20 protein-coding genes and 1 tRNA gene are annotated in these 23845 nt (G+C 71.3%); 9 read left to right on the top strand and 12 right to left on the bottom strand.

Annotated features, from left to right (window positions below; translation table 11 throughout):
- Positions 1–664: 664 nt before the first annotated feature.
- Positions 665–736: transfer RNA gene (locus tag AB0C16_RS31965), tRNA-Arg, on the bottom strand.
- Positions 737–851: 115 nt separating this feature from the next.
- Between AB0C16_RS31965 and AB0C16_RS31960 the strand changes: the two genes are divergently transcribed.
- Positions 852–1238 (top strand): response regulator, encoded by a 387-nt coding sequence (locus AB0C16_RS31960; RefSeq protein ID WP_357688367.1) that lies wholly within the window; start codon positions 852–854, stop codon positions 1236–1238.
- Between the two features lie 30 nt (positions 1239–1268).
- Here the strand turns inward: AB0C16_RS31960 and AB0C16_RS31955 are convergent, their stop codons facing one another.
- On the bottom strand, positions 1269–4004 hold the full coding sequence (locus AB0C16_RS31955; RefSeq protein WP_357688365.1) for an AAA family ATPase: 2736 nt from the start codon (positions 4002–4004) through the stop codon (positions 1269–1271).
- Between the two features lie 103 nt (positions 4005–4107).
- On the opposite strand from AB0C16_RS31955, the gene AB0C16_RS31950 reads away from it, so the two are divergent.
- A complete protein-coding gene (locus tag AB0C16_RS31950) occupies positions 4108–4725 on the top strand; it encodes a LysE family translocator (protein ID WP_357688363.1) in 618 nt (205 codons plus the stop codon).
- Between the two features lie 4 nt (positions 4726–4729).
- Positions 4730–5278: a TetR/AcrR family transcriptional regulator gene (locus AB0C16_RS31945; RefSeq protein ID WP_357688361.1), complete on the top strand. Its 549-nt coding sequence runs from the start codon at positions 4730–4732 to the stop codon at positions 5276–5278.
- 7 nt (positions 5279–5285) lie between these two features.
- Here the strand turns inward: AB0C16_RS31945 and AB0C16_RS31940 are convergent, their stop codons facing one another.
- Entirely contained in the window at positions 5286–6482 is a 1197-nt protein-coding gene (locus tag AB0C16_RS31940; RefSeq protein ID WP_357688359.1) for a hypothetical protein, read from the bottom strand.
- A gap of 21 nt (positions 6483–6503) precedes the next feature.
- The gene (locus tag AB0C16_RS31935) at positions 6504–6887 is read right to left on the bottom strand and encodes a Rid family hydrolase (protein WP_357688374.1); all 384 of its coding nucleotides are present in this window, start codon (positions 6885–6887) and stop codon (positions 6504–6506) included.
- A gap of 111 nt (positions 6888–6998) precedes the next feature.
- On the opposite strand from AB0C16_RS31935, the gene AB0C16_RS31930 reads away from it, so the two are divergent.
- Positions 6999–7220 carry a hypothetical protein gene (locus AB0C16_RS31930; RefSeq protein ID WP_357688357.1) on the top strand — a complete coding sequence of 74 codons (222 nt, stop codon included), beginning with the start codon at positions 6999–7001 and terminating at the stop codon, positions 7218–7220.
- 100 nt (positions 7221–7320) lie between these two features.
- Here the strand turns inward: AB0C16_RS31930 and AB0C16_RS31925 are convergent, their stop codons facing one another.
- From AB0C16_RS31925 to AB0C16_RS31905, 5 genes are all read right to left on the bottom strand, one after another.
- On the bottom strand, positions 7321–9417 hold the full coding sequence (locus AB0C16_RS31925) for an MMPL family transporter (RefSeq protein WP_357688355.1): 2097 nt from the start codon (positions 9415–9417) through the stop codon (positions 7321–7323).
- Positions 9418–9754: 337 nt separating this feature from the next.
- Positions 9755–10831, bottom strand: coding sequence for an alanine racemase (locus AB0C16_RS31920; RefSeq protein WP_357688353.1), 1077 nt, complete (start codon positions 10829–10831; stop codon positions 9755–9757).
- A gap of 57 nt (positions 10832–10888) precedes the next feature.
- Positions 10889–12418 (bottom strand): D-aminoacylase, encoded by a 1530-nt coding sequence (locus tag AB0C16_RS31915; protein WP_357688351.1) that lies wholly within the window; start codon positions 12416–12418, stop codon positions 10889–10891.
- A 36-nt stretch (positions 12419–12454) separates the two neighbouring features.
- Positions 12455–15928 (bottom strand): DUF4153 domain-containing protein, encoded by a 3474-nt coding sequence (locus tag AB0C16_RS31910; protein ID WP_357688349.1) that lies wholly within the window; start codon positions 15926–15928, stop codon positions 12455–12457.
- Positions 15925–16584 carry a response regulator transcription factor gene (locus AB0C16_RS31905; protein WP_357688372.1) on the bottom strand — a complete coding sequence of 220 codons (660 nt, stop codon included), beginning with the start codon at positions 16582–16584 and terminating at the stop codon, positions 15925–15927. Before AB0C16_RS31905 ends, AB0C16_RS31910 begins: the two co-directional genes overlap by 4 nt.
- A 97-nt stretch (positions 16585–16681) precedes the next feature.
- Between AB0C16_RS31905 and AB0C16_RS31900 the strand changes: the two genes are divergently transcribed.
- From AB0C16_RS31900 to AB0C16_RS31890, 3 genes are all read left to right on the top strand, one after another.
- On the top strand, positions 16682–17536 hold the full coding sequence (locus AB0C16_RS31900; protein ID WP_357688347.1) for an arylamine N-acetyltransferase: 855 nt from the start codon (positions 16682–16684) through the stop codon (positions 17534–17536).
- An 89-nt stretch (positions 17537–17625) separates the two neighbouring features.
- On the top strand, positions 17626–18729 hold the full coding sequence (locus tag AB0C16_RS31895) for a protein kinase (RefSeq protein ID WP_357688345.1): 1104 nt from the start codon (positions 17626–17628) through the stop codon (positions 18727–18729).
- 116 nt (positions 18730–18845) lie between these two features.
- The gene (locus AB0C16_RS31890) at positions 18846–19040 is read left to right on the top strand and encodes a hypothetical protein (protein ID WP_357688343.1); all 195 of its coding nucleotides are present in this window, start codon (positions 18846–18848) and stop codon (positions 19038–19040) included.
- Between the two features lie 18 nt (positions 19041–19058).
- On the opposite strand, the gene AB0C16_RS31885 is transcribed toward AB0C16_RS31890, so the two are convergent.
- Together AB0C16_RS31885 and AB0C16_RS31880 are read right to left on the bottom strand one after the other, a co-directional pair.
- Positions 19059–19367, bottom strand: a complete 309-nt coding sequence (locus AB0C16_RS31885; protein ID WP_357688342.1) for a DUF3817 domain-containing protein — start codon at positions 19365–19367, stop codon at positions 19059–19061.
- 3 nt (positions 19368–19370) lie between these two features.
- On the bottom strand, positions 19371–20150 hold the full coding sequence (locus AB0C16_RS31880) for an SURF1 family protein (protein WP_357688340.1): 780 nt from the start codon (positions 20148–20150) through the stop codon (positions 19371–19373).
- A gap of 105 nt (positions 20151–20255) precedes the next feature.
- Between AB0C16_RS31880 and AB0C16_RS31875 the strand changes: the two genes are divergently transcribed.
- A complete protein-coding gene (locus AB0C16_RS31875) occupies positions 20256–20426 on the top strand; it encodes a hypothetical protein (protein WP_357688338.1) in 171 nt (56 codons plus the stop codon).
- Positions 20427–20605: 179 nt separating this feature from the next.
- A complete protein-coding gene (locus AB0C16_RS31870) occupies positions 20606–22060 on the top strand; it encodes an NAD(P)/FAD-dependent oxidoreductase (protein ID WP_357688336.1) in 1455 nt (484 codons plus the stop codon).
- Position 22061: 1 nt separating this feature from the next.
- Here the strand turns inward: AB0C16_RS31870 and AB0C16_RS31865 are convergent, their stop codons facing one another.
- Positions 22062–23789 (bottom strand): gamma-glutamyltransferase family protein, encoded by a 1728-nt coding sequence (locus AB0C16_RS31865; protein WP_357688334.1) that lies wholly within the window; start codon positions 23787–23789, stop codon positions 22062–22064.
- Positions 23790–23845: the final 56 nt, after the last annotated feature.

Below are 23845 nucleotides of genomic sequence, written 5' to 3'. Positions count from 1 at the left end.
AAGCGGCGGTCCCATGCCGTAGCGTTCACCCGGAAGGTGCGTCCGTTCTGTGCGATGTTGTGATCTCAGCAATCCGATCATCGCAGGTCGGAGGCACCTTCTTTATTTATTGATCTTCACCGGGAAATACCGCCTGAATAGCTGAGGCCAAGTGTCTACTTGATGACGATCAGGGTGCATCTGTCGGTCGGTCGTTGCCCTTCACGACCGTGACTCCGCGATGGGATCCTCTTCGACGGTATGGCCACGCTTGGGCTGGCCTGCTGGCTGGCATCGGCCCGAGGTAACCGCACACTCAGCGGGGCAGGAGGCGGGGCCTAGTTGCTGAGTGGGCGTACATCAAGCTGACCACGTGCTTCGTGCTTGTCGTCGGGCTGGCGTTGATAATTGTCTAGCTGCATGCCGCAGGGGCGGTGGTGGAGCTGCTGGCCCGGCTGCCGCCGGCTGGGGCTGGGGGGCGTGGCCGTGGTGGGTGGGCTGGGCAGCGTGACGCTACCTCAGGCTAGCGCCTTCAAGTTCGTAGCCGACAGCCAAGCGTGGCCCACAACTGGCCCACACCCGGTGAGCGTCAACGAGAACGGGCGGGACTCCGTGAGACTGGAGGCCCGCCCGTTCGTACGCTGTTCGCCCTGGTCAGCGGCCGGAACCGCTGATCAAGATCGTGTGCCCCCTGTAGGATTCGAACCTACGCACCCGGCTCCGGAGGCCGGTGCTCTATCCCCTGAGCTAAGGGGGCTCAACGTGTGACAAGGCTACCAGCATCAGCCCACCACTCGGCACGCGATAAACCTCCGATCACACATCCCAAGAAAACCGCACGTGACCGCGCCACTACGGGTAGCTTTGCCGCCGTGGGTGAGGTTCTTGGCAAAGTACTGGTAGTGGACGATGACGAGGTCATCCGTCAGCTGATCGCGGTCAATCTGAGCCTGGAAGGGTTCGAGGTCGCGACGGCCACCGATGGGCAGGACTGCCTCGAGCGGGTGCTCGACGTCATGCCGGATGTGATCACTTTGGACGTGATGATGCCGTGCCTGGACGGGTGGGTGACGGCGCAGCGGTTGCGCATGGAGGAGGCCACCAGTCACATCAAGGTGGTGCTGATCACGGCGCGGGCGCAGGATGACGACAAGAGGCGCGGCAGGGGCATCGGCGTGGACGCCTATCTCACCAAGCCGTTCGATCCGGCGGAGCTCATCCAAGTCGTGCGGGACCTGGCGGCAGGTGCCCGTATGTAATGAAACGCCCGTGCACATGCAGATGCGTCATTAGAGCAACCCGCGCTGGCGGGCCGAGGCGGCGGCCTGGGTGCGGGTGGAGGCGTCGAGCTTGCCGAGGATGTTGGACACGTGCACGCTGACCGTCTTCTGGGCGATGAACAGGCGTTGCGCGATCTCCCGGTTGGTCAGCCCCTCGGCCACGAGACGTAGGACCTCAAGCTCCCGGGCCGTCAGGCCGCCGTCCGCTTGCCCGCCGGCGAAGCGGGCTCTCCTGGCGAACTCCGCCAGGGCGTTTTCCAGCGGCACGGCCCGCAACTTGCCGGCCGTCTCCCTGGCCAGCTCCCACTCCGTCTGCGCGCCGTCGCGGTCACCGGCTGCCAGCAGGGCTTCGGCTAGCCGCCAGCGGGCTCGGGCCGTCTCGTAGACGAAGCCGAAGTCGAAGGCCGTCACCACCTCCCGCCACAGGTCGGGGTCGAGCCGCCCGTGGACCCGGTGCCACTCGGCTTCGACCCGCAGGGCCCAGGCCTGGCCTTCGGGGCCCAGCCGGCTGGCGTATCCCACGATGCCGTGGGTGACGACGAAGCGGGCCTGCTCGACCAGCTCGTCGGCTCCTTCCGTGATGCCGAGGTCTCCGAGTGCCCACAGCCCGATGGCGGCGACGCGCATGGTGCCGGACTCGCCGGGCAGCAGGGCGGCGAGCGCGGCGCGTACGTGGTCGAGGGCGGCGGACGGGTCACCCTGCCAGAGGGCATGCTCGGCGGCCAGCCCGCGCGACATGTAGGAGGCGAGCGCGTCGGACCAGAACGGGCGCAACCAGTCGAGACGGCTCTCGACGACCGGCAGCCCTCGCCCGACCTCCAGGAACAGCGCGAAGGACGACAGCACTGCCTCGGGCAGGGTGCCGACGCGGGCGCCGAAGGACGCGGCCACGACCTCGGCCTGGTCCCAGTCGCCGGACACGTAGTAGGTGAGGAAGCGGAGGAAGCGCAGGTCGGTGCCGTAGGTGCTCCACTTGAGGCCGTTGGCGAAGGCCAGCTCGATGCCCTCGTCGGCGGCGTGCGCCGCGTGGTGGAGCGCCCCCTCCTCGAAGTGGATCCGGGCGTGGTGGAATCGGGCCCGCAGGTCCATCGCGAGGTCTCCGGTGCTCTCGGCGAGCGCGACGCTGACGAGGTCGTGGGCCTGGGCCATGTCGCCTCGGGCTTCTGCGTGGATGGCCAGCGTGAGCAGCGCGCCGACCTCGGCGTCGCGGGCTCCGGCGGCGCGGGCGGTGTCGAGGGCGCGGTGGGCGAGCTGCTCGCCCTCGGCGTGGCGGGGGCTCCAGGTCAGGGTGCGTGCGTGGGTGGCCAGGGCGCGGGCCAGGGCCGCCTGGTCGGTGGCGGTGGCGACGGCTCGCTCGGCGGCTTCGATGGCCCCTTGCTGGTCGTCCATCTCGATCAGGTAGTAGGCGAGGCGCTCGCTGACCTCGCAGGTCTGGGGCAGGGCGCGGAGTTGGGTGATGGCCCGGTGGTTGTCGCCGCTGTCGGCGGCCATGACAGCGCTGCGGAAGGCCAGCCGGACGCGGCTCTCCCCGGCCAGCGAGGCGGCGTCGTCGACGCGCTCCCACAGGCCGAGCGCCTGGTCGTAGTGGCTGTGCGCCTCCGCCGGCGCGCCGAGCCGCTCGGCCACCCGGCCGGCTTCGGCCGAGGCGGCGAGGGCTCCGGCCAGGTCGTGGCCGGCCAGGTGGTGATGGGCCAGCTCGGCGGGTGAGGTGAGCAGCCGGGCGAAGGCGGCGTGCAGCCGGGTGCGCTCACCTGGCAGCAGGTCGGTGTAGACGGCCTCCTGCAGCAGGGCGTGGCGGAAGGTGTAGCCGTGGCCGGTGACGCGGAGCAGGCCGCGGGAGACGATCTCGCGGACGGCCTCCTCGAAGACGTCGAGCGGCAGGCCGGAGACCTCGCGCAGCAGGTCGTCCTCGACGCGCCGGCCGGCCACGGCAGCGGCCCGGAGCACCCGCTGCCCGGGCTCGGACAGCACCTCGACCCGCGACATCAGCAGGCTGGCGAGGCCGTCGGGCAGGCTGTCGCCCTCGGCGAGGGCGGCGTAGAGCTCTTCGGCGTAGAAGGGGTTGCCGTCGGCGCGGGTGACGATCTCACCCAGCTCGCCGGCCTCGATCTCGCCCATGGTCGCGACGTAGTCGGACATCTCGCCGGCGCCGAGCGGGCCGAGGTCGATCGGGGTCACCGAGGGCAGGCGCTTCAGCTCGGCCAGCACGGGCCGCAGCGGGTGGCGGCGGTGGAGGTCGTCGGTGCGGTAGGTGCCGACCACGCACACCTGCTCGGTCTGCACCATCCGGCTCAGGAAGACCAGCAGGTCACGGCTGGACCGGTCGGCCCAGTGGAGGTCTTCGATGACGAACAGCACCGGCTGCAGGTCGGCCAGCAGCCCGAGCAGCGAGCCGAACAGCCGCTGCTGGGTGAGCCCCGACGAGGGGGCGGTCTCCACCCCGGGCAGCAACTGGCCGAGCATGGGATGGGCGGCCACCGCCTCGCGCACGGCGGGCTCGGCGCCGCGCAGCGCGTCGGCCAGCGGAAGGTAGGGCAGGGTGTCGCCGAGCTCGGCGCACTGCCCGGACAGCACGTGGAAGCCGCGCTCACGGGCCTGGCCGGCCAGCTCGGCCACCAGCCGGGTCTTGCCGATGCCGGCGTCGCCGCCGACGAGGGCGACCCCCGCCGTGCCCGCGCCGGCGGACTCGAGCACCCGCACGAGTCTCTCCAGCTCGACGCCACGCCCGACGAGAAGACCATTCACGCCCGCCACTATGCCACGCCCCACCGACATTCTCATTGGTCCACGAATACAGCCATGGATTGGCTCTGATGACCGGACCAAAACCGTTCTACGCTAAGTATTCATGATCTCCTGGTCGACGTTCGCGCCCTTCGTGGCCGCCTCGCTGGCGCTGGTGCTGATCCCCGGCCCCAACCACCTCTACATCACCGCCCGGGGCCTCACCCAGGGCCGGCCGGCCGCGCTGGCCAGCGCGTTCGGTGTGGAGGCGGGCACGCTGGTGCACATCGCGGCGGCCGCCGCGGGGCTCTCGTACCTGATCACGAAGTCGGCGACGCTGTTCGCGATCGTCAAGTGGGCGGGCGTGGCCTACCTCGTCTACCTGGGGATCCGCGCGTTCACCAGCAAGGAGCCGGCCCGGGCCGCGACGCTGAAGCCGCAGCCGCTGCGCAAGGTCTTCTTCGAGGGCGTGGTGGTGAACGTCCTCAATCCCAAGGTCATGCTGTTCTTCCTGGCGTTCCTGCCGCAGTTCGTGGACCCGGCCGCCGGATCGGCCGCGGCGCAGATCGTGCTGCTCGGCGTCACACTGCTGCTACTCGGCCTGCTGTCCGACATCGCGTACGCGTTCACGGCAGGCACCCTGGGCAGCAGGCTGGCGGGCGGGGCGAAGGCGCTGCGCTACTTCAGCGGCGTGGTCTACCTGGGGATGGGCGTCGTCGCGGCGTTCACCGGGAGAAAATGACCACATGGCGCCGAGGAAGCAGCAGGAGATCTTCGACGCGACGCTGTGGCTCGTCGCGGAGAAGGGCTATGACGGGCTGACCGTGGAAGGCGTGGCCGAGCGGTCCGGGGTCAACAAGACGACGATCTACCGCTGGTGGCCCTCGAAGGCGGCGCTGCTCGGGGCGGCCCTGGTGGAGGCCGACGTGCTGGGGTTCGAACCGCCTGACACGGGCAGCCTGCGGGGCGACCTGATCGCGCTGGTCGAGGAGATCCGGCGGCTGCTCACGGAGCCTCCCGCCAGGGACATCGCGGTCGCCGCGCTCGGCGCCGCCGCCCGCCATCCCGAGCTCGACACGCGCCGCTTCTTCACCGACCGGTTCGTACGGGAACGTCAGATCTTCGAGCGAGCCGTACGGCGAGGCGAGCTGCCGGAGTCGGTCGACCCGATGCTGGTCGTCGACCTGCTGGCCGGGGCGGTGTGGGTCAGGGCGGTGTTCCGGGGGCTGCCGCTCCCCGACGGGTTCGCGGCCGAGGCGGTGTCGGCGGTCCTGGACGGGGTCGAGCGGGGCTGACGGGCCCTCAGGGCGCCTCGGCGAGAGCGGCGGGGATGCGATCGAGCACGGGATGCGGCACCAGGCCGTAGGCGTAGAAGTCGAGCGCCATCGCCCCGGCGGCCTTCGCCCCGCGCGCCTTGGCGACGAGCCGGTCGGCCGAGTCGCTGTCGGGGAACCCCGGCCGCAACACCGCCCGCACCTCACGGTCCTTGCCCACGGAGCGCAGGTAGGCGCCCACGTCGTCGGCCACCCGGGCGGCGTCGCGGGCGTAGGCCAGCACCCCGAACGCGGGCACCAGGTCGCCCAGCGCGACGAGGTCGACGCCGAGCTGCCAGGCGTCGTGGGCGGCCAGCCCGGGCGTCGGCAGGCCGTCGGTGTAGCCCTTGACGGCCCCGGTCGAGTCGATGAACACGAGCTTCGACCCCTCGTCGGCCACCGCGGACGCGACCTCCGACACCAGCGTGGTCACGGTCTCGGAACGGGCCCGGGCGTAGGCCACCACGTCGGGACCCGCGTAGGCGGTCAGCGCGGCGCGGGTCACCTCGCCCTGCGCGGGCGCGTCGCCGTCGAGAACGCCGCCCACGATCCGGGCGCACTCCTCGCGCGCCACCTCGGCGTCCACGCCCAGGTCGGTGGCGCGCCGCATGCAGTAGTCGCAGAAACAGAGCCCGAACAGGTAGGCGTCCATCGGCCCCAGCGGCACGAACGACCGCTGCGGCTTGAGCGGCCGGAAGTGCAGCGACTCGGCCACCACGCTGTCGACGCCGAGCCGGGCGACGGCGCGGGCCAAGGCGACGGCGTAGTCGCGCACGTCGGGATGGGCCGGGCACAGGTCGGTGAGCGAGCCACGGTCACCGAAGCAGTCGCGGACGGTCACGTCGGGGTGCTGGCCGCCCAGGGTGGCGTTGCGCAGGAAGACGGTCCAGCCGTGCAGCTTCAGCCCGCGCCGCGAGCACGCCTCGCGCACGCCGTCGAGCGCTCCGGTGTGGCCGGCGGCGGGCTTGAGCCGCAGCCCGGCGAACAGCTCGGCGGGCAGCGGGAAGTGGGCGCCGTCGTGGCGGACGGTCAGCCGGGACAGCCCGTGGGGGGTGACGTCACGAGAGGCGTGATGCACGACGCCGACGGTGATCCCCGCCACGCCGTAACCACTGACCCTGTCGAGCACCCGCTCCACGCCCTCGCCCCGTAGGTCCTCGACGAAGGCGTACACCGAACTGTCCACGAGCCGACCTTACAGTCCTGGTCATCCGCTCTTGTGCGCCACGAAGTCGATCTCGACAAGGATGTCCATCAGGTCTGATCCGACCGTGGTCCGCACGGGGTACGGCTCGGTGAAGTAGGACTTGTAGACCGCGTCGTAAGCGGCGAAGTCGCGCTTGAGGTGCTGCAGGTGCACCGTGGACTTGACCACGTCGTCGTAGCCGAGGCCGTGGGCCGCGAGGATGGCGCCGAGGTTGCGCATGACCTGGTGGGTCTGGGCGGCCACGTCGTCGCCGACGACCTCGCCGCTCCGCGGGTCGATCGGGCCGGCGCCGGAGGTGTAGACGAAGTCGCCGACGACCAGGCCCTGGGAGTAGGAGCCTCTGGGGGCGGCGCCGGCGGTGGTCTTCAGTTGCTTCTTCACGATCTCTCCTCAGGAATGCGGCTTCTCAGAAGTGCGGGTCTCATAGAGCTTGACTCATTCGCGCCCTGGGGCGCTCCCCCACCGCCTGCCTGGCACCTTCACGCGCGAGTTAGCGTGATCGCCGGTGCCTCACGCGCGGTGTTCATCCTCCTGGTTCTGTCTGAGTTGGGTGAACAGTTCCACCAGGTGTTCGAGCCGGCCGCCTGGGCGGTCGATGGGCTGGCGAAGGCCCTCGCCGCCGCCCGTCTGCTGGAGGACGCCCGCGCCATGGACCTGCGCCGGCCTCAGAGACCTCGTGGCACTCGGAGGCGATCCCGCTTCTTGAAGGCCGCGTAAAGAACCGCCACCGACCCGGCGATCACGGCTCTCCGGAGCTTCGCAAAAGAGTGCGGGGAACCCCGCCAGAGGGTTCCCCGCACTGCGACTCCAGGAAGGGTCAGACTCTGGCCTCTTCCCCGACCTCGGCCTGTGACGCCGAGGTCACCTTCGGCGCCCGGCGTCCGGGCATCCACCAGTTGGCCTTGCCGAACAGTTCCATCACCGCGGGGACGAGGACCATCCGGATGATGGTGGCGTCGATGAGCACGGCGACGGCCATGCCCAGACCGATCTGCTTGACCGCGACGTCGGAGCCGAGCAGGGCGGTCGTGAAGACGGCGATCATGATGGCGGCCGCGGCTGTGATGACCTTGGCGGTCCGCGCCAGCCCGCGAGTGACGGCCGTGCGGGTGTCGCCGGTGCGCTCGTACTCCTCACGGATCCGCGAGATCAGGAAGACCTCGTAGTCCATCGACAGGCCGAACAGGAGCGGGAACATCATCATCGGCACCCAGGTCGTGATCGGCATGTCAGTGGGGAAACCGAGGACCGAGCCCAACCATCCCCACTGCACGATCGCGACCAGCACGCCGTAGGCGGCGCCGATCGACAGCAGGTTCATCACGGCGGCCTGCAGCGCGATCGTGACCGACCGGACCAGCGCGATCAGCAGCACCAGGGACAGCACGATGACGACCGCGATCATCAGGGGCAGGCGCGAGCTGGTTTCCTCGGCGAAGTCGATCGCGCCGGCGTTCGGGCCGCCGACATAGACCCCTTCGCCGCCGGATGCCTGGGGCAGCACGTCGTCGCGCAGCTTGTGCACCAGGTCCGCGGTCGCCTCGTCCTGGTACCCGGTCTTGGGGAAGGCCATGAAGATGGCGGCCTGCCCGTCCTTGCTGACCCGGGGCTGCGTGGCGTAGGCGATGCCCTCGGTCTTCCTGACCGCTTCGACGACGTTACTCAGATCGGCGTCCTTGGAGTCGACCTCGGTGGCGAAGATCAAGGGCGCGCCGTAGCCGGGACCGAAGCCCTCGGAGATGATCTTGTATGAGGTGTAGCTGCTCCTGTCATGGGGCTGGACACTGGCGTCGGGCAGGCTCAGCCGCATCGACAGCGCGGGGGCGGCCAGCAGCAGCAGGCTCGCACCGGCCGCAATCGCGGCGACCAGCGGCTTGCGCTGCACCACGCCGGCCCAGCGCTCGGCGGGGGTACGACGCTCCCGGGACGGGACACCGTCGGCCCCGTGCCGGCGGGACGCGCGACGGGGCAGACGCAGCGAGTTGATCTTGTGGCCGGCGAAGCCCAGGAACGCCGGCACCAGGGTCACCGCGGCGAGCATCGTGACCAGCACGGTCACCGACGCGCCGATGGCCACGCCGGTCATCATCTTCTGTCCCATGGCGATCAGGCCCAGCAGCGCGATCACGACGGTCGTGCCGGCGAACAGCACCGCGTGACCTGCGGTGGTGATGGCCTTGACCGTGGCGCTCTCGGGCTCGTCGCCGTCCTGCAGGTTGTCCTTGTAGCGGGTCAGGATGAACAGTGCGTAGTCGATGCCGACGCCGAGCCCGATCAACGCGGAGACGAGCACAGTGAAGTCCGGCGAGGGGACCACGTACCCCACGATCTTCATCAGGGCGGTGCCGCCGAGGACCGCCATCAGTCCGGTCACGATCGGCAGGCCCATCGCCACCAGCGACCCGAAGGCGATGAACAAGATCACCGCTGCCGCCAGGATGCCCACGCTCTCGGCCGAACCCTGCGGGGGTGTCTCGGCCTTTTCCGCCTTCTCCCCGCCCAGCCCCAGCGTCACGCCGTCACCGGAGGCATCCTTGACCGTGTCCACCAGGGACTTGACCTTGGACTTCTCCACATCCTTGTCGGTCAGCGGGATGGTCGTACGGGCGATACGACGATCCTTCGTCACCAGATTCTCGTCCTGATACGGCGAGGTCACTGGTCCTGTGATGGGTGAGGCGGCTAGATCGGCGATGACCTTCTCGATCTTTTGCCGGGCGGCGGGGTCGTCGATCCCCTTGTCCGCCTTGATCGCGAGAGTCAGCGTGTCCCCTTGCTGCTCGGGGAAGTGCTTCTCGATCAGAACCTGCGCCTTGGCGGACCCGGAGTCTCCGCCGGAGTAGTCGTTGTCGGAGGCGGCGCCATAGCCGAAGCCGACGAACGCCACGGCGATGACGCCGACGATCCAGGTCAAGAGGACCAGGCGACGGCGCCGGTAGCAGAACCGGGCTAGTCCCGCCAGAGCTCCATCCGTACGGGAAGTCTCGGTTGTCGTCATCTTCTCCTCGAGCCCTCTTCTCTTTCACAAGCCTCTGAAATCCGATGACCGGATATGGCCTGATCATGTCCGCCGGGTGCGCCGCCGGTCGTCCCGCTGAGGAATCCACTTCGCGCTGCCGCCGATGGCGCACCCCGATGCTGCGGATGCCGCAGGCGCCGGGAAGGTACTGCGTGCGCGGTAGCCAGCCGCTCGTCCGCGAGCAGGACTCGGGCTTGAGAAGTACGCGTCTCAGGCGTACGTGATGATCTCGTCAGAAGTAGGTGTTGATCTCGCCGACGGCCCGGTAGTCACGGTCGACCAGTGGGAGCGTGCGCCACTTGTCGAACGCCGTGCACGGGTGGGAGATGCCGAACGCGAGCAGGTCGCCCGGCTTGAGCCCGTCGGCGCGCACCACCGTGTGCTGGTCCTGGATGGCCATGACCGTGACGCCCCCGCGCTTGGGGACGGGCAGCCCTTCGTCGTAAGGGGCGTCGCGCTTGCCCATGCCGACGATCGCCAGGCCCGGCTCGGGGGTGGACAGCACGTGCGCCCAGATCTCGAGCGCGGGCCGCAGCTCGCCCTCCATGCGGTTGAACGGGGTGCGGTCGCGGTAGTAGCCGTCGTCATGGCCGACGTAGGCGCCGCTGCGCAGCACGATCGTGGCCTGGGTGGCGACGAGCTCGCGGCCGATCACGTCGAACCATTGGCTGCCGCCGACGGACAGGACGGGGTTTCTTACCCTCAGGTGCTCGACCGCGTCCTGCAGCCGGCGCAGGTACGCCTGGACCTCGTGGGCGCTCTTCAGCGCGCCTTCGTACCCGGCGATTCCGGCCAGCTCGACGCCGGGGGTCTCCTGGATGTGCCGGGTGACTTCGAGCAGCTGCTCCAGCGACCGGCAGCCGGCCCGCCCGCCGTCGTGTCCCAGCTCGGCGAGCACCGTGAACGGCCGGGTCGAGGCGTGCCGGGCGAGGATGTCCACGCCGGTCACCGAGTCGGCGAAGCTGAGGAACTCGAAGCCCGGGTCGCGCGCGAGCTCTCCGGCGGCCCATTCCAGCCCGGCCGGGTCCACGACCTGGTTGGCCACCATGACGCGGGCGGCGCCGAACCCCCGTGCCGCCATGGCCTGCCGTGTGGTGGCCACGGTGAGCCCCCACGCGCCCGCTCCGAGCTGCATGGCGGCGATCTCGCGCGACATGTGCGTCTTGACGTGTGGCGCCAGCTCCATGCCGTGGTCGCGGGCGAAGGCCGCCATGGTGGCGATGTTGTGCTCGAGTGCCTCGCGGTGCACGACCATCAACGGGAAGGCGAACCCTCCCTCGAAGACCGTCCGCTCCAGCGATCCCTGCACGGCATCCCCCTTTGGTCGGGTCCGACCCTATCCCCTCGGGCGGCGAGCCCTTCGTGGTCACGAAGGGCGCAGCGCCCGGCCGGGAGTCGCCCCGGTGGGCTCGCCTCCGTCCAGCACCCGCACCCCTGACACCAGCACGTCGTCGACTCCGGCCGCCGGCAGGCGCGGAGCCGCGTAGGTCGCGCGGTCGGCCACCGTGGCGGGGTCGAACACCACCACGTCCGCCGCGAACCCGTCTCGCAGCAGCCCTCGCCCCGCCAGCCCGAAGCGCCGCGCCGGATGCGAGGCCAGGTGGACCGTGGCCTGCTCCCACGTCCAGTCGCCGAGCTCCCGCACGTGCTGCCCGAGGAACCGGGCGAACGCCCCGAATCCGCGCGGATGCGGATGCCCGCCCACGTAGATGCCGTCGGAGCCGCCGGTGTGCGAGGGGTGGCGCAGCATCCTTCGTACGGACTCCTCCCCTTCCGGCCCCTCGTCGGGGCGGGCCGTCACGCAGCCCGCCTCCAGGCGGGTCTCGACGAGCAGCCGGCGGCAGAACTCGGCCGGCGCGAGGCCCGCCCGCTCGGCCGCCTCCACCATGTCCAGTCCCTCGGCCCAGGCGAGACCGGGCGCGTGTGAGATCGTCAGCCGCGGCCAGGTCTCGGCCAGCTGCGGCCACCAGGCGTCGAGTTCGCCGGAGGCCAGCATCTCCAGAGCCCGGCCGGTGTCGGCCCCGGGCACCTCGGGCGGCAGCACGACCATCGCCAGGATCGTGTTGCCGCGCAGGTAGGGGTAGGTGTCGAAGGTCAGGTCGACGTCTCTGGCGAGCGCGTCCTCCACCAGCGGCAGCAGGACGTCGGCCGGGCCGTGCAGGTGGGAGACGTGCGCCGCCGCCCCTGACCGGGTGGCGATCTCCACGACCTCCGACATGCCCACGCCGGCCGCGGCGCCGTAGGCACGCATGTGGGTGACGTACGGCCGGCCCCCGAGCGGCTCGCAGAGCGCGGCCAGCTCCTCGGCGGAGGCGTAGCGGCCGGGTAGGTACTCGAGCCCGCTCGACAGCCCGGCCGCGCCCTCCGCCAGCCCCCGCTCGACGTGAGCGATCATCCGGGCCAGCTCGTCGCGCGTGGGCGCGGCCGGGGAGGGGCCCATCACGTCGTAGCGGATGGTGCCGTGCGGGAGCAGGTAGGCGGTGTTGATCGCGACGGCCCGGTCATAGCCGCCGAGCAGCTCTCCCACGGTCAGCGGCCCCTCGGTCAGCGGCCCGTTGACGGCGGCGAAGTAGCGGGAGGCGTAGGCGACGGTCGCGGCGGAGCCCGGGGCGAAGGACAGGCCGTCCTGGCCGAGCACGAACGTCGTGACCCCCTGCCGCAACGCCGCCAGTTGCACCGCCGGGTCGAAGACGGCCGCGTCGCCGTGGGCGTGGCAGTCGACGAACCCCGGCGCCACGAACCGGCCGCGCGCGTCGATCACGGTCGCCGCCTCGGCGCCGTCGAGGCGGCCCACCGCGGCGACGCGGTCGCCGCGGATCGCCAGATCCGCCCGGTACGGCGGAGCACCGGTCCCGTCGAGCACCCGTCCGCCGCTGATGATCACATCGAAGGCCACTCAAGGATTAAACCCGATCGGCCCGGCGGTAAGGCTTCACGAGCCGCTGCCGTTTCGCGAGCCGGTCCGGCCTCCGCATCGGGCCGCCGGATCGACGGGCCGCTCGGCGAGCAGGTCGCGGGCCTGCGCCCGGGCCAGGTTCCAGCCGTTCCACGGGTCCGGGCGGTCCAGGCCGTTGGCGCGCACCACGTCGGCCAGCACGCAGCTGCGTTGCGGCTCCGGCAGCCGGTCCAGCGCCGGCACGGCCTCGGCGCCCAGGTCGCCCAGGTAGTCGGAGTCGATCTTGGTGATGCCGCGCACCTCCACCTGCGTCCGGGCCACCTGCAGGTCCGGGTTCACGAGGGCGAAGGCGCCGAGCCCGATCGCGGTGACCAGCACGACCGTACGCGGCAGCCAGCCGGAGCCGCGGCCCGCCAGCCGTACCGCTCCGGCGAGCAGCACCAGCACGAACACCGCCCCCAGCCACCAGACCGTGGCCTGCACGGACAGGCGGAGCCGCGACAGCCCGTACGCGTCGGTGTAGAGGTTCATCCGGTGCAGGGCCGAGGCCAGCACGACCATGGTCAGCGCGCACAGCACGCCGAGCTGGCCGGCCAGCACCCAGCGCTCGCGGCGCGCGGTCCGGAGAACGCCGCCGGCGACCGCGACGATGCCGAGCACGAACACGCTGACCACGACCAGCTGGAAGAAGCCCTGCCTGGCGTATTCGGCGTAGGTGAGCCCGGCCGTCTCCAGCACCCAGGCGTCACCGCCGAACAGCGCGGTGATCTGCACCGCGACGAACGCGAGGAACAGCAGGTTCACCGCCGTGAGCGGCACCAGCCAGATGGCCCTGCTCACGGCCACCTTGACCTCGGGCCCGACGGGGTCGGAGACCGGCCTGAGCGCGACCAGCACCACGGCCGCCAGCAGCACCGCGCCCACCGCGAACAGGAAGATCCGCATCGGCAGGGACTCGACCCAGTCGGGCGTGGCGGTCAGGCGTTCCACGTAGGAGGCGAACACCGCGTCGGCCGAGGTGAACAGCAGCCCGAACACCAGCAGCAGCACGGTCGTGATGCCCAGCGCGGTGAGCATCGGCATGACGCGGCGCCTCGCGGTCAGCTTCTTCAGCGGTTTGGCCAGGAACCACGGCACGGGCCCCAGCGCCAGCAGCACCGACACACCGCCCCTGATCACGCCCAGCCATCCGAGCCCGGCCCCCGACACGGCCAGCGCGGCCAGCCCGGAGCCCGCCACGAGCAGCACACCGACCAGCCAGTCCGCGTCCCTGACCGCGGCCATCGAGATCAGCCAGTACGCCACCAGCCCGAATCCGAGCGTCCACGGCGTCATCCGGCGCAGCACCGCCGGCAGCGCCGCCGCGCCCAGCACCATCGCGACCAGCACCAGGCCCAGCCCGGCCTGCGCGTCGGGCAGCGCCACCGCCGTGAACACCCCCGCCCCGGCCGCCGCCGGCAGCAGCCAGCGCGGCGTCTCGGGCAGCTCCGGGCGCGGGAACAGCGGCGGCGGCACGTACGGGGGCGGCGGTTGCCCCGGTCCGAACGTCTGCGCCTGGTGCGGCCCGCCCGGCCTCGGCTGACTCCCGCCGTCCCCTGGGTACGCCCCGCCCTGTCCCGGGTACTGGCCCCCCCGGAGCTGAGCGGCCTGCCTCGCATGCGGGTCGCCCTGCCCCTGGAGCGGAGCGGCCTGTCTCGCATGCGGACCGCCCTGCCCTTGGTACGGGGCCGGCTGGCCCTGGTACGCGAACCGGCGGCCGGGGCCCGCGCCGATGGCCGTGCCGATGGCGCCGACGAGCGCGGTGCAGAGCACGAGCGTGACGAGGGCCGCCCCGTCGCCCACGGTGACACTCACGAACACGGCCGCGAACATGCCGCCCACGAAGCCGAAGAGCAGCCCGATGAGGGTGCCGGCCACCATCCGCGCCAGCCTCGGCCCGTGCTCGGCCCCCGGCCGCGCTCCCTCCCCCGGAACCGCCCGGGACTCCGGCACCCGCGCCAGCACCGGACCCGTCACAGCCACGGCGCCACCTCTCCCGGTCACTTCGGACGTCACCTCCCATGTGCCCGCCGCGACAGCCGTGGCGGCGGAGCCCACCGCCCCGACGTCCGCCGCCCCGCTGGTGCCCACGGAACCGGTGGTCACCGCCGCAGCGGTCCCGGCGCTCACGTCGGACCCGCTCGCTGAGCCGGTTGGACCGGGCTCGGTCGCCGCGGCGTCCGTACCGGCCGCCCCGGCTCGCGCGGTTGCCCGAGCGCCGGCCGCGTCCTCGGCGATGGTCGCGGCCACCGAAGTGGCCATCGCCGCGGCTGCCGGACCGCCCGCCGCCCCGGCCCCCGTGGTCGGAACGGGCACCGCGATCGGGGCCGCCTCCGGGGTCGGAACGGCCGGCGTGGGCCACGCTTCGACCGCCCCCGCCGTGGGGTCGGTCGCCGGTGTGTCCGTGAGCGGGTTCGGAGGGGTGGGGGTGGTGGGAAGGGCGGGCTCCGCCTGCCGTCCCTCCAGTGGCACATCCGCCATCGTCGTCCTCCCTGGTAATTCGACGATCATGCGGCACCCCGCGCCGTCGTCGATGCGGATCGAACCGCCGTGCAGTTCGACGATCTCTTTCACGATGGCCAGCCCCAGCCCCGCTCCCCCGGCGTCGGCGGCGCGGGCCGTGTCGAGCCGGGAGAAGCGCTCGAACACGCGGCTCCGGGCCGAGGCGGGGATCCCGGGCCCCTGGTCGGCGACGGTGATCTGGACGCCGCCCTCCGTGGGGGAGGCCAGCACGGTGACCACGCCGCCGGGCGGGCTGTGCCGTACGGCGTTGTCGAGCAGGTTGGCCAGCACCTGGGCGAGCAGGTCGGGGTCGGCGCGGACGACGAGGCGGCCGGGGACCGCCGGGGCGAGCCGGACGTCCTCGCGCGCCAGCGCGCTCTCCCGCACCGCCTGCACGAGCAGCGGCGCGAGCTCGATCGCCTCGGGCTCGATCAGCCGGACGCCGGAGTCGAGCCGCGACAGGTCGAGCAGTTGCGCGACGAGCCGGCCGAGGCGTTCGGTCTGGGCGAGCGCGGTGCGCATGGTGACGGGGTCGGGCGCGGAGACGCCGTCCACGACGTTCTCCAGCACGGCCCGCAGCCCGGTGATGGGGGTGCGGAGCTCGTGGCTGACGTTCGCGACGAGTTCGCGCCGCTGCCGGTCGACCTCGCCGAGGTCGGCGGCCATCGCGTTGAACGCCCTGGCCAGCTCCCCGACCTCGTCGCGTGAGGTGGCGCGGACGCGCAGCGTGTAGCGGCCCTTGGCGATGGTCTGCGCGGCGCGGGCCATCTCGCGCAGCGGCTTGGTCATGCCCATGGCGAGCACCTGCACCATGATCAGGGCGAGCACCACGGCGACGGCGATCCTGACGTCGCGGGTGAACCCGGAGTTGATGCCGACCTCGTTGATGACGAACGCGGTCCCGACGGCCAGCACGATCACGATGCCGAGCTTGACCTTGATCCGGCCGAGGAAGTCGAGCGGTCTCATGGCCGCACCAGGGCGTAGCCGACGCCGTGGACGGTGCGCACCACGTCGGAGCCGAGCTTGCGGCGCAGCGCGCGCACGTGGCTGTCGACGGTCCTGGTGGCGGCGGCCTCGGAGAAGCCCCACACGTCGGACAGCAGCCGCTCGCGCTCGAACACCTGGCCGGGCCGTTCGGCGAGGCGGCGCAGCAGGTCGAACTCGGTCCTGGTGAGCTGCGCCTCCGTGCCGCGCACGAACACCCGGCGGGCCGCGGTGTCGATCTCCACCTCGCCCACCCGCAGCACGGTGTCCTCGGCGGCCAGCTGGGCGGCCCGTTCGACCCGGCGCAGCAGCGCGTGGATCCGCGCCACCAACTCGCGCATGCTGAACGGCTTGGCGAGGTAGTCGTCGGCGCCGACGCCGAGCCCGACGAGCACGTCGGTCTCCTCGCCGAGCGCGGTGAGCATGAGCACGGGCACCGGCCGGGCCGCCTGCATCCTGCGGCACACCTCCAGCCCGTCCAGGCCGGGCAACAGCCGGTCGAGGATGACCAGGTCGGGCTCCGCCCTGCCGTACTCGATCAGGGCGGTCTCGCCGTCGCCGGCCACCCGGACGTCGAACCCCTCGGCTGCCAGCCTGTCGCGTACGGCCCTCGCGATGGTCTCGTCGTCCTCTACCAGGAGGACACGTCGCTGCTCTGCCACGGACGAAAGCCTAGAAGGGGGCCGTGCAGACGACACTCCCCTAATCGTGCACATCCGGTGCAGACTTGGACGGGTGAACACTGCCGGATATCTCCGCCACCTAGGGCTTACCGACCTGCTGAACACCCCGCCGACGGCCGAGAGTCTCCGGGCGTTGCACATCGCGCACGTCGAGCGGGTGCCGTACGAGGTGCTGGAGATCTGGCTGGGCCGCACCACGACCGTCGACCCGCTGGAGTCGGCCGAACGCATCCTGCGCGGCCGCGGCGGCTACTGCTACCACCTGAACGGCGCGTTCTCGCGGCTGGCCATGGAGCTGGGCTACGAGGTGACCCGGCACGTCGGCGGCGTGCAGACGCGGGGCGCCGAGCCCGGCGTCAGCGGCAACCATCTGGTGCTCACCGTGCGGGGGCTGCCGTCGGAGGACAATCCGGGCGGCGAGTGGCTGGTGGACCTGGGGCTCGGTGACGGCCTGCACGAGCCGCTCCCGCTGGTCGAGGGCACGCACCGGCAGGGCCCGTTCGTGTACGGGCTGCGGCCGTCGGAGGTGGCGCCGGGCGGGTGGCGGTTCGAGCATGATCCGAGCGGCTCGTTCGAGGGGATGGATTTCGGCCTGACTCCTGCTGACATGTCGGCCTTTGTGGAGATGCACGGCCAGCTGAGCACCTCACCGGAGTCCGGCTTCGTCCGCGTCGCCGTCGTGCAGCGGCGCGACGCCTCGGGAGTGGACGTCCTGCGCGGGCTCAGGCTGTCGCGACTGGGCAACGGCAGCCACTCCGTCACGCTTGACACGGCCCGCGACTACTACGCGGCGCTGGCCGACGTGTTCGGGCTGCCGCTCGGCGACGTGAGCGCCGGGGAGAAGGACGCGCTGTTCGGCAGGCTGCACGACGCGCACGAGGAGTGGCTGGCCGGTTCGCCGGCCTGACGCCTCCTGTCAGATAGGAAGCGGTATGCCAGTCTGGTGCCGTTCGTCCATGGCTTGCCTGGATACGGGCCGCTATCGTGCACCTCGGGATGGGAAAGAGCAAAAAGCTGGCAAGGCGCTACCGGCTGCTGGACCCCCTGGGCGGTGGGGTCGTACGGCCGGCCTTCGACGAGCAGGAGCACCGCGACGTGGCGGTCAGAGCCGTGCACGTGCCGCCCGAGCTGCGCGATGCCGCGGTGCGTGACGCGCGGCGGGCCGTCGGGCTGCGCCACGCCTCCGTCGTCGGCGTGCTCGACGTGGTGGTCGAGAAGGGCGAGACGTGGCTGGTCATGGAGCCGGTCGCGGGCACCTCGCTGGAGCAGGCCGTGCTGTCGCGCCACCCGCTGCCCGTCCTGCAGGCCGCCCGGGTGGGCGTCTGCGTGCTGTCGGCGCTGCTGGCCGCGCATGCCGCGGGAATCGTGCACGGGCGGGTCAACCCGGCCAACGTGCTGCTCACCCCGACCGGCCGGGCGCTGCTCTCGGGGTTCGGCTTCCCCGATCCCGGGCTGTGGCCCGCCTCCGACCTGTGGTCGCTGGCCGCCACGCTGCACTTCGCCGTCGAGGGCCGGCCACCCGGCCCGGCGCCCATCGCGGGGGCCGATCCGCTGAGGTCGCTGATCAGGGCCATGCTCGATCCGGCGGGACCGCCGCCCGCCGAGGTGGTCGCCGAGACGCTCGACCGGCTCGCCCTCGACCGCTCGCTCGACCAGGTGATCGCCTCCTCCGGCCCGGTGCCGGTCGGTCAGGTGGTGGCGATCGGGCTGGCCGTGCTCGACCAGCTGGCCGCGATCCACACCCGCGGCCGGCACCACGGCGCCGTGCACCCGGGGATGATCCTGCTGCCGGCGGGCGGCGCTCCCGCGCGGCTGCGCTCGGCGCGGGTCGCGGGGCCGGCCATGCCCGACTTCACCGCGCCCGAGGGTGAGCCGAGCCGGGCCGCCGACCTGTGGTCGCTGGGCGCCACGTTGTTCGCGGCGGTGGAGGGCCGTCCGCCCGCTCCCGGCGCCTCGCTGACCAGGGCCGGCACGCTGGCTCCGGTGTTGTTCAGGCTGCTGTCGGGCGACCCCGCCCAGCGGGGCGACCTGGACGCGCTGCGCCGCGAACTGCTGGCGGTCGGCGCCGAGGCCGAGGAGCCACAGGCCAGCTCCGGGTAACGCAATGGTTGAGATACATCGCGTACGGAACCGTGCCCGCGCCCCACTCGTTGGACCGGCGACGCAGAATAGTGGGAGAGGCGGGGCGCGCGCTCCGCGTTCGGAGGAAGTTGGGGATGTCGCCAGTCCAGAAGTACGCCATCGGAGCCGGTGCCGCGGTTCTGCTCTCTCTGATCTTCTTCGGGGCCGGATGGATCACGTTGCTGGTCATCCTCGGCGTGATCGGCGCCCCCGTGGCCGGTTATCTGATGCTGGACCCGTCGCAGCGCGAGCGGCTCAAGAGATCCCGCAAGCGCGGCATCGGCCGTTGATCCCGGGCGGCGGGGGCCTCAGGCCTCCGCCGTCTGGGCGCCTCTCACCCGCTCGGTGACCCGGCGCTCCACGACGAACGACAGGAACGGCACCGTGCCGCCGAGCATGATGCCCAGCATGTACGGCCAGTTCCAGCGCGCCTTCATGCCCAGGTTCATGACCGCCACCAGGTAGACCATGTAGAGAAATCCGTGGATGGGCGCCACGATCTTGGACAGCCCGGCGATGTCGAAGCCGTACCTGAGCACCATCGCGACGCAGAGGATGAGCAGCATCACGCCGACGATGTAGGCGAGCACCCGGAAGGGCTTGAGAGCCGATTCCACCGTTTAACCTTCCAGAACCATTTCGGGGGACGTGCGACGGTCCCGATCAGCGCGTACGCCATCGCGTACGAAGTGGAACCACATGAACACGGCGAACCCGGCGAAGATCCACCAGTTGGCGGCGTAGGCCAGGTTGCGCCAGGTGAGGGTGCCGCCGACGACGGGCGGCGCGACCTCGACCTGGGTCAGCGAGCCCGACGGCGGCTGGGCGACGACGAAGCCGTTGCGCACCTTCTCGCCGATCCACAAGTTGATCAGCTCACCCGTGGACACGGTCTGCACCTGGCCCTCGGGCAGGGCTTCGGTGCGCCGCTGGACGCTGTCGGTGCCCTGCGGCGGCCTGAGCCGGCCCGTCACCGTGGCCCTGCCCTCCGGCACCGCTACGCCCGGGTCGGTGGCGGTGGCCACCCAGCCGCGCACCACGGGGATCAGTGTGCCGTCGTCGAGCCTGAGCGGTGTGAGCACCCAGTAGCCTTCGCCGCGAGCGACGTTGCCGCCCGGCGCTTCGACGCTGGGCCGCCTGTCGATGACCAGCAGCTGGCGGGAGGCGTCGTAGGAGCCCTCGGCGGTGACCTTGCGCGCGACGGCGTCGCTCTCCATCTGCGCGCCCACCTGGGTGAGCGTGGCGACGGCGACGGGCCCGGGGTCGGTCGCGCTCTGCGGTTTGCCGGAGTCCTGGAAGACGCCGAGCTGCCAGCGCCCGAGCAGGATGAATGCGACGAGGACCCCGATCGTCAGCAGATGCAGCCCCAGCATGCGGGGGGAGAGCAGGGTCCTCAGCATGCTTCCAAGCTATCCGGCGACCCGAGTGGTCTCCTCATCAACCCACGCCTACGAATCACGTAAACCAGTGCAATTGCCGCAAGTGATCCCGCTAGGCTGCTGGGCATGTCTGACCAGCATATCGACCCCGCGGGCAACACCCAGCAGTTCCGTGCGTTCGCGCAGCGGTCCGAGCAAGAGGCCGCGACGCCCAAGAAGTCGCCCCTCCTGCCGATCATCGCCGTCGTGCTCGCGATCGCGATCGTCGCCGTGGGCGTCTTCCTGCTCTTGCGCTGATCCGGCCCGACGGTGCGCCGACGGCTGCGGCCCTCGGCGCTTTTCGTGTGTCCTGCCCCAGGCATACCGACTGGTCGGTGTGATGTGATTCACTGCGAGCGGAACCTGGACCGGATGCGGCGCGCTGATTACATTGGACATCAAGTCCAATAACTCGGGCCGGGCGCGGAGGAGGAGCAGTGGCTGAGCCAGGGATAGTGATCATCGGCTCCGGCTTCGCCGGGATCGGCATGGCGATCAAGCTCAAAGAGGCCGGCTACCACGACTTCGTCATCCTGGAGAAGGCCGCCGACCTGGGCGGCACCTGGCGCGACAACACCTACCCCGGCTGCGCGTGCGATGTGCCGTCGCACATGTACTCCTACTCCTTCGCCCTCAACCCCGACTGGTCGCGGATGTTCTCCCCGCAGGCCGAGATCTGGGACTACCTGCGGGCATGCGTCGACAGATACGGCATCGCCCCACATTTCCGGTACGGCAAGCAGGTCGTCTCCCTGGAGTACGACGACGGCGACCGGGCGTGGGAGGTGGCCACGGCGGACGGCGAGACCCTGCGAACGAATGCCGTTATTTCCGGCATCGGCGCCCTCCATATCCCGTCATTTCCGGAAATACCGGGGCGGGAGCTCTTCGCGGGTCCGGCCTTCCACTCGGCCGAGTGGGACCACTCGGCCGACCTGACCGGCAAGCGCGTGGCCGTGATCGGCACCGGCGCCTCGGCCATCCAGTTCGTCCCCCAGATCGCCCCCCGGGCCGGCAAGCTGACCGTGTTCCAGCGGACACCCCCGTGGATCCACCCCAAGCCCGACTTCGCCATCCCGCCCTGGATGAAGCGGGCGCTGCGGCTGCCGGGCACGGCCAGGGCCCTGCGCAACGGCCTCTACTGGCTGCTGGAGAGCAGGGCGCTGGGCTTCACCGTGGACCCCCGGCTGATGAAGGTGCACGAGAAGCTCGCCCGCGGGCACCTGGAGAGCCAGGTGCCCGACCCCGAGCTGCGCCGCAGGCTGACCCCCGGCTACACGATCGGCTGCAAGCGGATCCTGATCTCCAGCGACTACTACCCGGCGCTGACCCGCGACAACGTCGAGCTGGTCACCGACGGCGTCTCCGAGATCAGGAGGCACTCGATCGTCGACGTGTCCGGCGCCGAGCACGAGACCGACGTGATCGTCTACGGCACCGGCTTCAAGGTCACCGAGTCGCTCCAGGACCAGCGGATCGTCGGCCGGAACGGCGTGAAGATCCAGGAGGCCTGGCAGGACGGCATCGAGACCTACTACGGCATCGGCACGGCCGGCTTCCCCAACCTGTTCTTCCTGCTCGGCCCCAACACCGGACTCGGGCACAACTCGGTCGTCTTCATGATCGAGTCGCAGATCCGCTACGTCATCGACTGCCTGCGCCTGCTCTCCAGGACCCGGGCCAGGGCGCTCGACGTCAGGCCGGAGGCGCAGCGCGCGTTCGGCAGGCGGCTGCTCGAACGGCTCGACCCGCTGGTGTGGAACTCGGGCGGCTGCGACTCCTGGTATCTCGACGAGCAGGGGGTCAACCGGACGATCTGGCCGGGCTTCACCTTCGAGTACTGGGCACGCACCCGCAAGGTGAAGCCCGGCGCCTACGAGCTCATCTACTAGCTCATCTGCCAGGTCTGACCACCATCGCGCTGCCGCCGCCGCGCCTGGTCGGCTCGGCCACGGCCTGGACCCTGTCCCGGCCGACGAACTCCAGCGCGGTGGCCGCGCCGATCTCGGCCGTCAGCGCGAAGCTGTGACCGCGGGTCTCCAGCGCGGCCCGGTGGGCGTCGAGGAACGCCTGCTCGGCCTGCGTCTGCGCGCTGTTGCGCTGGGAGGCCCGCGGCGCGGCGAGCGCCTCGGGCAGGCTCATGCCCCATTCGAAGCGGTTGACCAGGATCTGCAGCACGGTGGTGATGATCGTCGCGCCGCCGGGCGACCCGGCCGCCAGCACCGGTTCGCCGTGCTGGAACACGATCGTGGGCGCCATCGACGAGCGCGGCCGCTTGCCGGGGCCGGGCAGGTTCGGGTCACCGGGAGCGGGACCGAAGGTGAAGTCGGTCAGCTCGTTGTTGAGCAGGAACCCGCGCCCGGGCACCACGATGCCGTTGCCTCCGGTCGACTCGATGGTCAGGTTGTAGGCCACCACGTTGCCCCAGCGGTCGGCGACCACCAGGTGGGTGGTCTCCGGCCCCTCACCGGCCGTCGGCGTCGAGCTGCCCTTCGGGGCCTCGCAGGACCGGTAGCTGCCGTCGGGGTCGCCCGGCGCGGCGGGGTGGGCCATCGCGTAGTCGCCGATCAGGCAGGCGCGTTCCTTGGCGAAGCCGTCGGACAGCAGCTCCTTCAGCGGCACTCCGGGCACGTCTCCGACGTACTTGTTGCGGTCGGCGAAGGCCAGCCGGGACGCCTCCAGATACTCGTGCAGCCCGACCTGGGGCAGCGAGTCCAGGATGTTGAGCGCCTCGCCCACGGTCGAGCCGCCGGAGGACGGGGGCGCCATGCCGTACACCTGCAGGTCCTTGAAGTCGACGTGCGTCGGCTCGCGTAGCAGGGCGCGGTAGGACCGCAGGTCGGACTGCTCCATGAGGCCGGGCCGGACGTTGCGGGTGGCGCCCGGCGCGACCGGCGGCCGCTTGACCGTGGCGACGATCTCCCTGCCGAGCTCCCCGCCGTACAGCCAGTCGGGACCGCGCCTGCCCAGCTCGCGGTAGGTGGCGGCGAGATCGGGATTCCTGAAGACGGACCCGACGGGCGGCGGCGCGCCGCCGGGCAGGTAGAGGCCGGCGGTGGCGGGGAAGTCCGCGAACCTGGCCCGGTTCTGCTCGGTCTGGGCGACGAACGTCTGGTCGACGACGAACCCCTTGGACGCCACCTCGATGGCCGGCTGGAGCGCCTGTCTGAGCGAGATCGTGCCGAATTCGCGCAGTGCCAGGTCCCACTGCGCGACCGCGCCCGGCACTCCCGCCGACAGGCCGCTGGTCACGGCCTCCTCGAACGGGATGCCCTCGAAGGCGGCCGCGTGCATGGCCCTCGGGGCCGCCTCACGGCCGTCGATCGTGTGGACCTTACGCTGCTTGGCGTCGTAGTAGACGATGAAGCCGCCACCCGCCAGGCCGGCGGAGTAGGGCTCGGTGACCCCGAGCACCGCGCCGGCGGCGACCGCGGCGTCGATGGCGTTGCCACCCTTCTTCAGTACGGCGATGGCCGCCTTGCTCGCGTCGAGGTCGACGGTGGCGACCGCGCCGCCCGTCCCCTCGGCGACGGGGACCTTGCGGGCGGGGTCGGCCAGCGCGGGAGGGGCGCCGGCCACCAGGAGGAGGAGTGCTGCTGTGGAAACGATCACACTGCGCATGGTGTCCACGATGAACCAGGTACGCCCGTCGTGGTAGGGCCCCCTGCGACATGCGG

It is taken from the genome of Nonomuraea sp. NPDC048916 (genome assembly GCF_040649575.1).
Lineage (GTDB): Bacteria > Actinomycetota > Actinomycetes > Streptosporangiales > Streptosporangiaceae > Nonomuraea.
The sequence above is the reverse complement of the archived record's forward strand: the minus strand, read 5'-3'. Positions and strand labels throughout refer to the sequence as shown.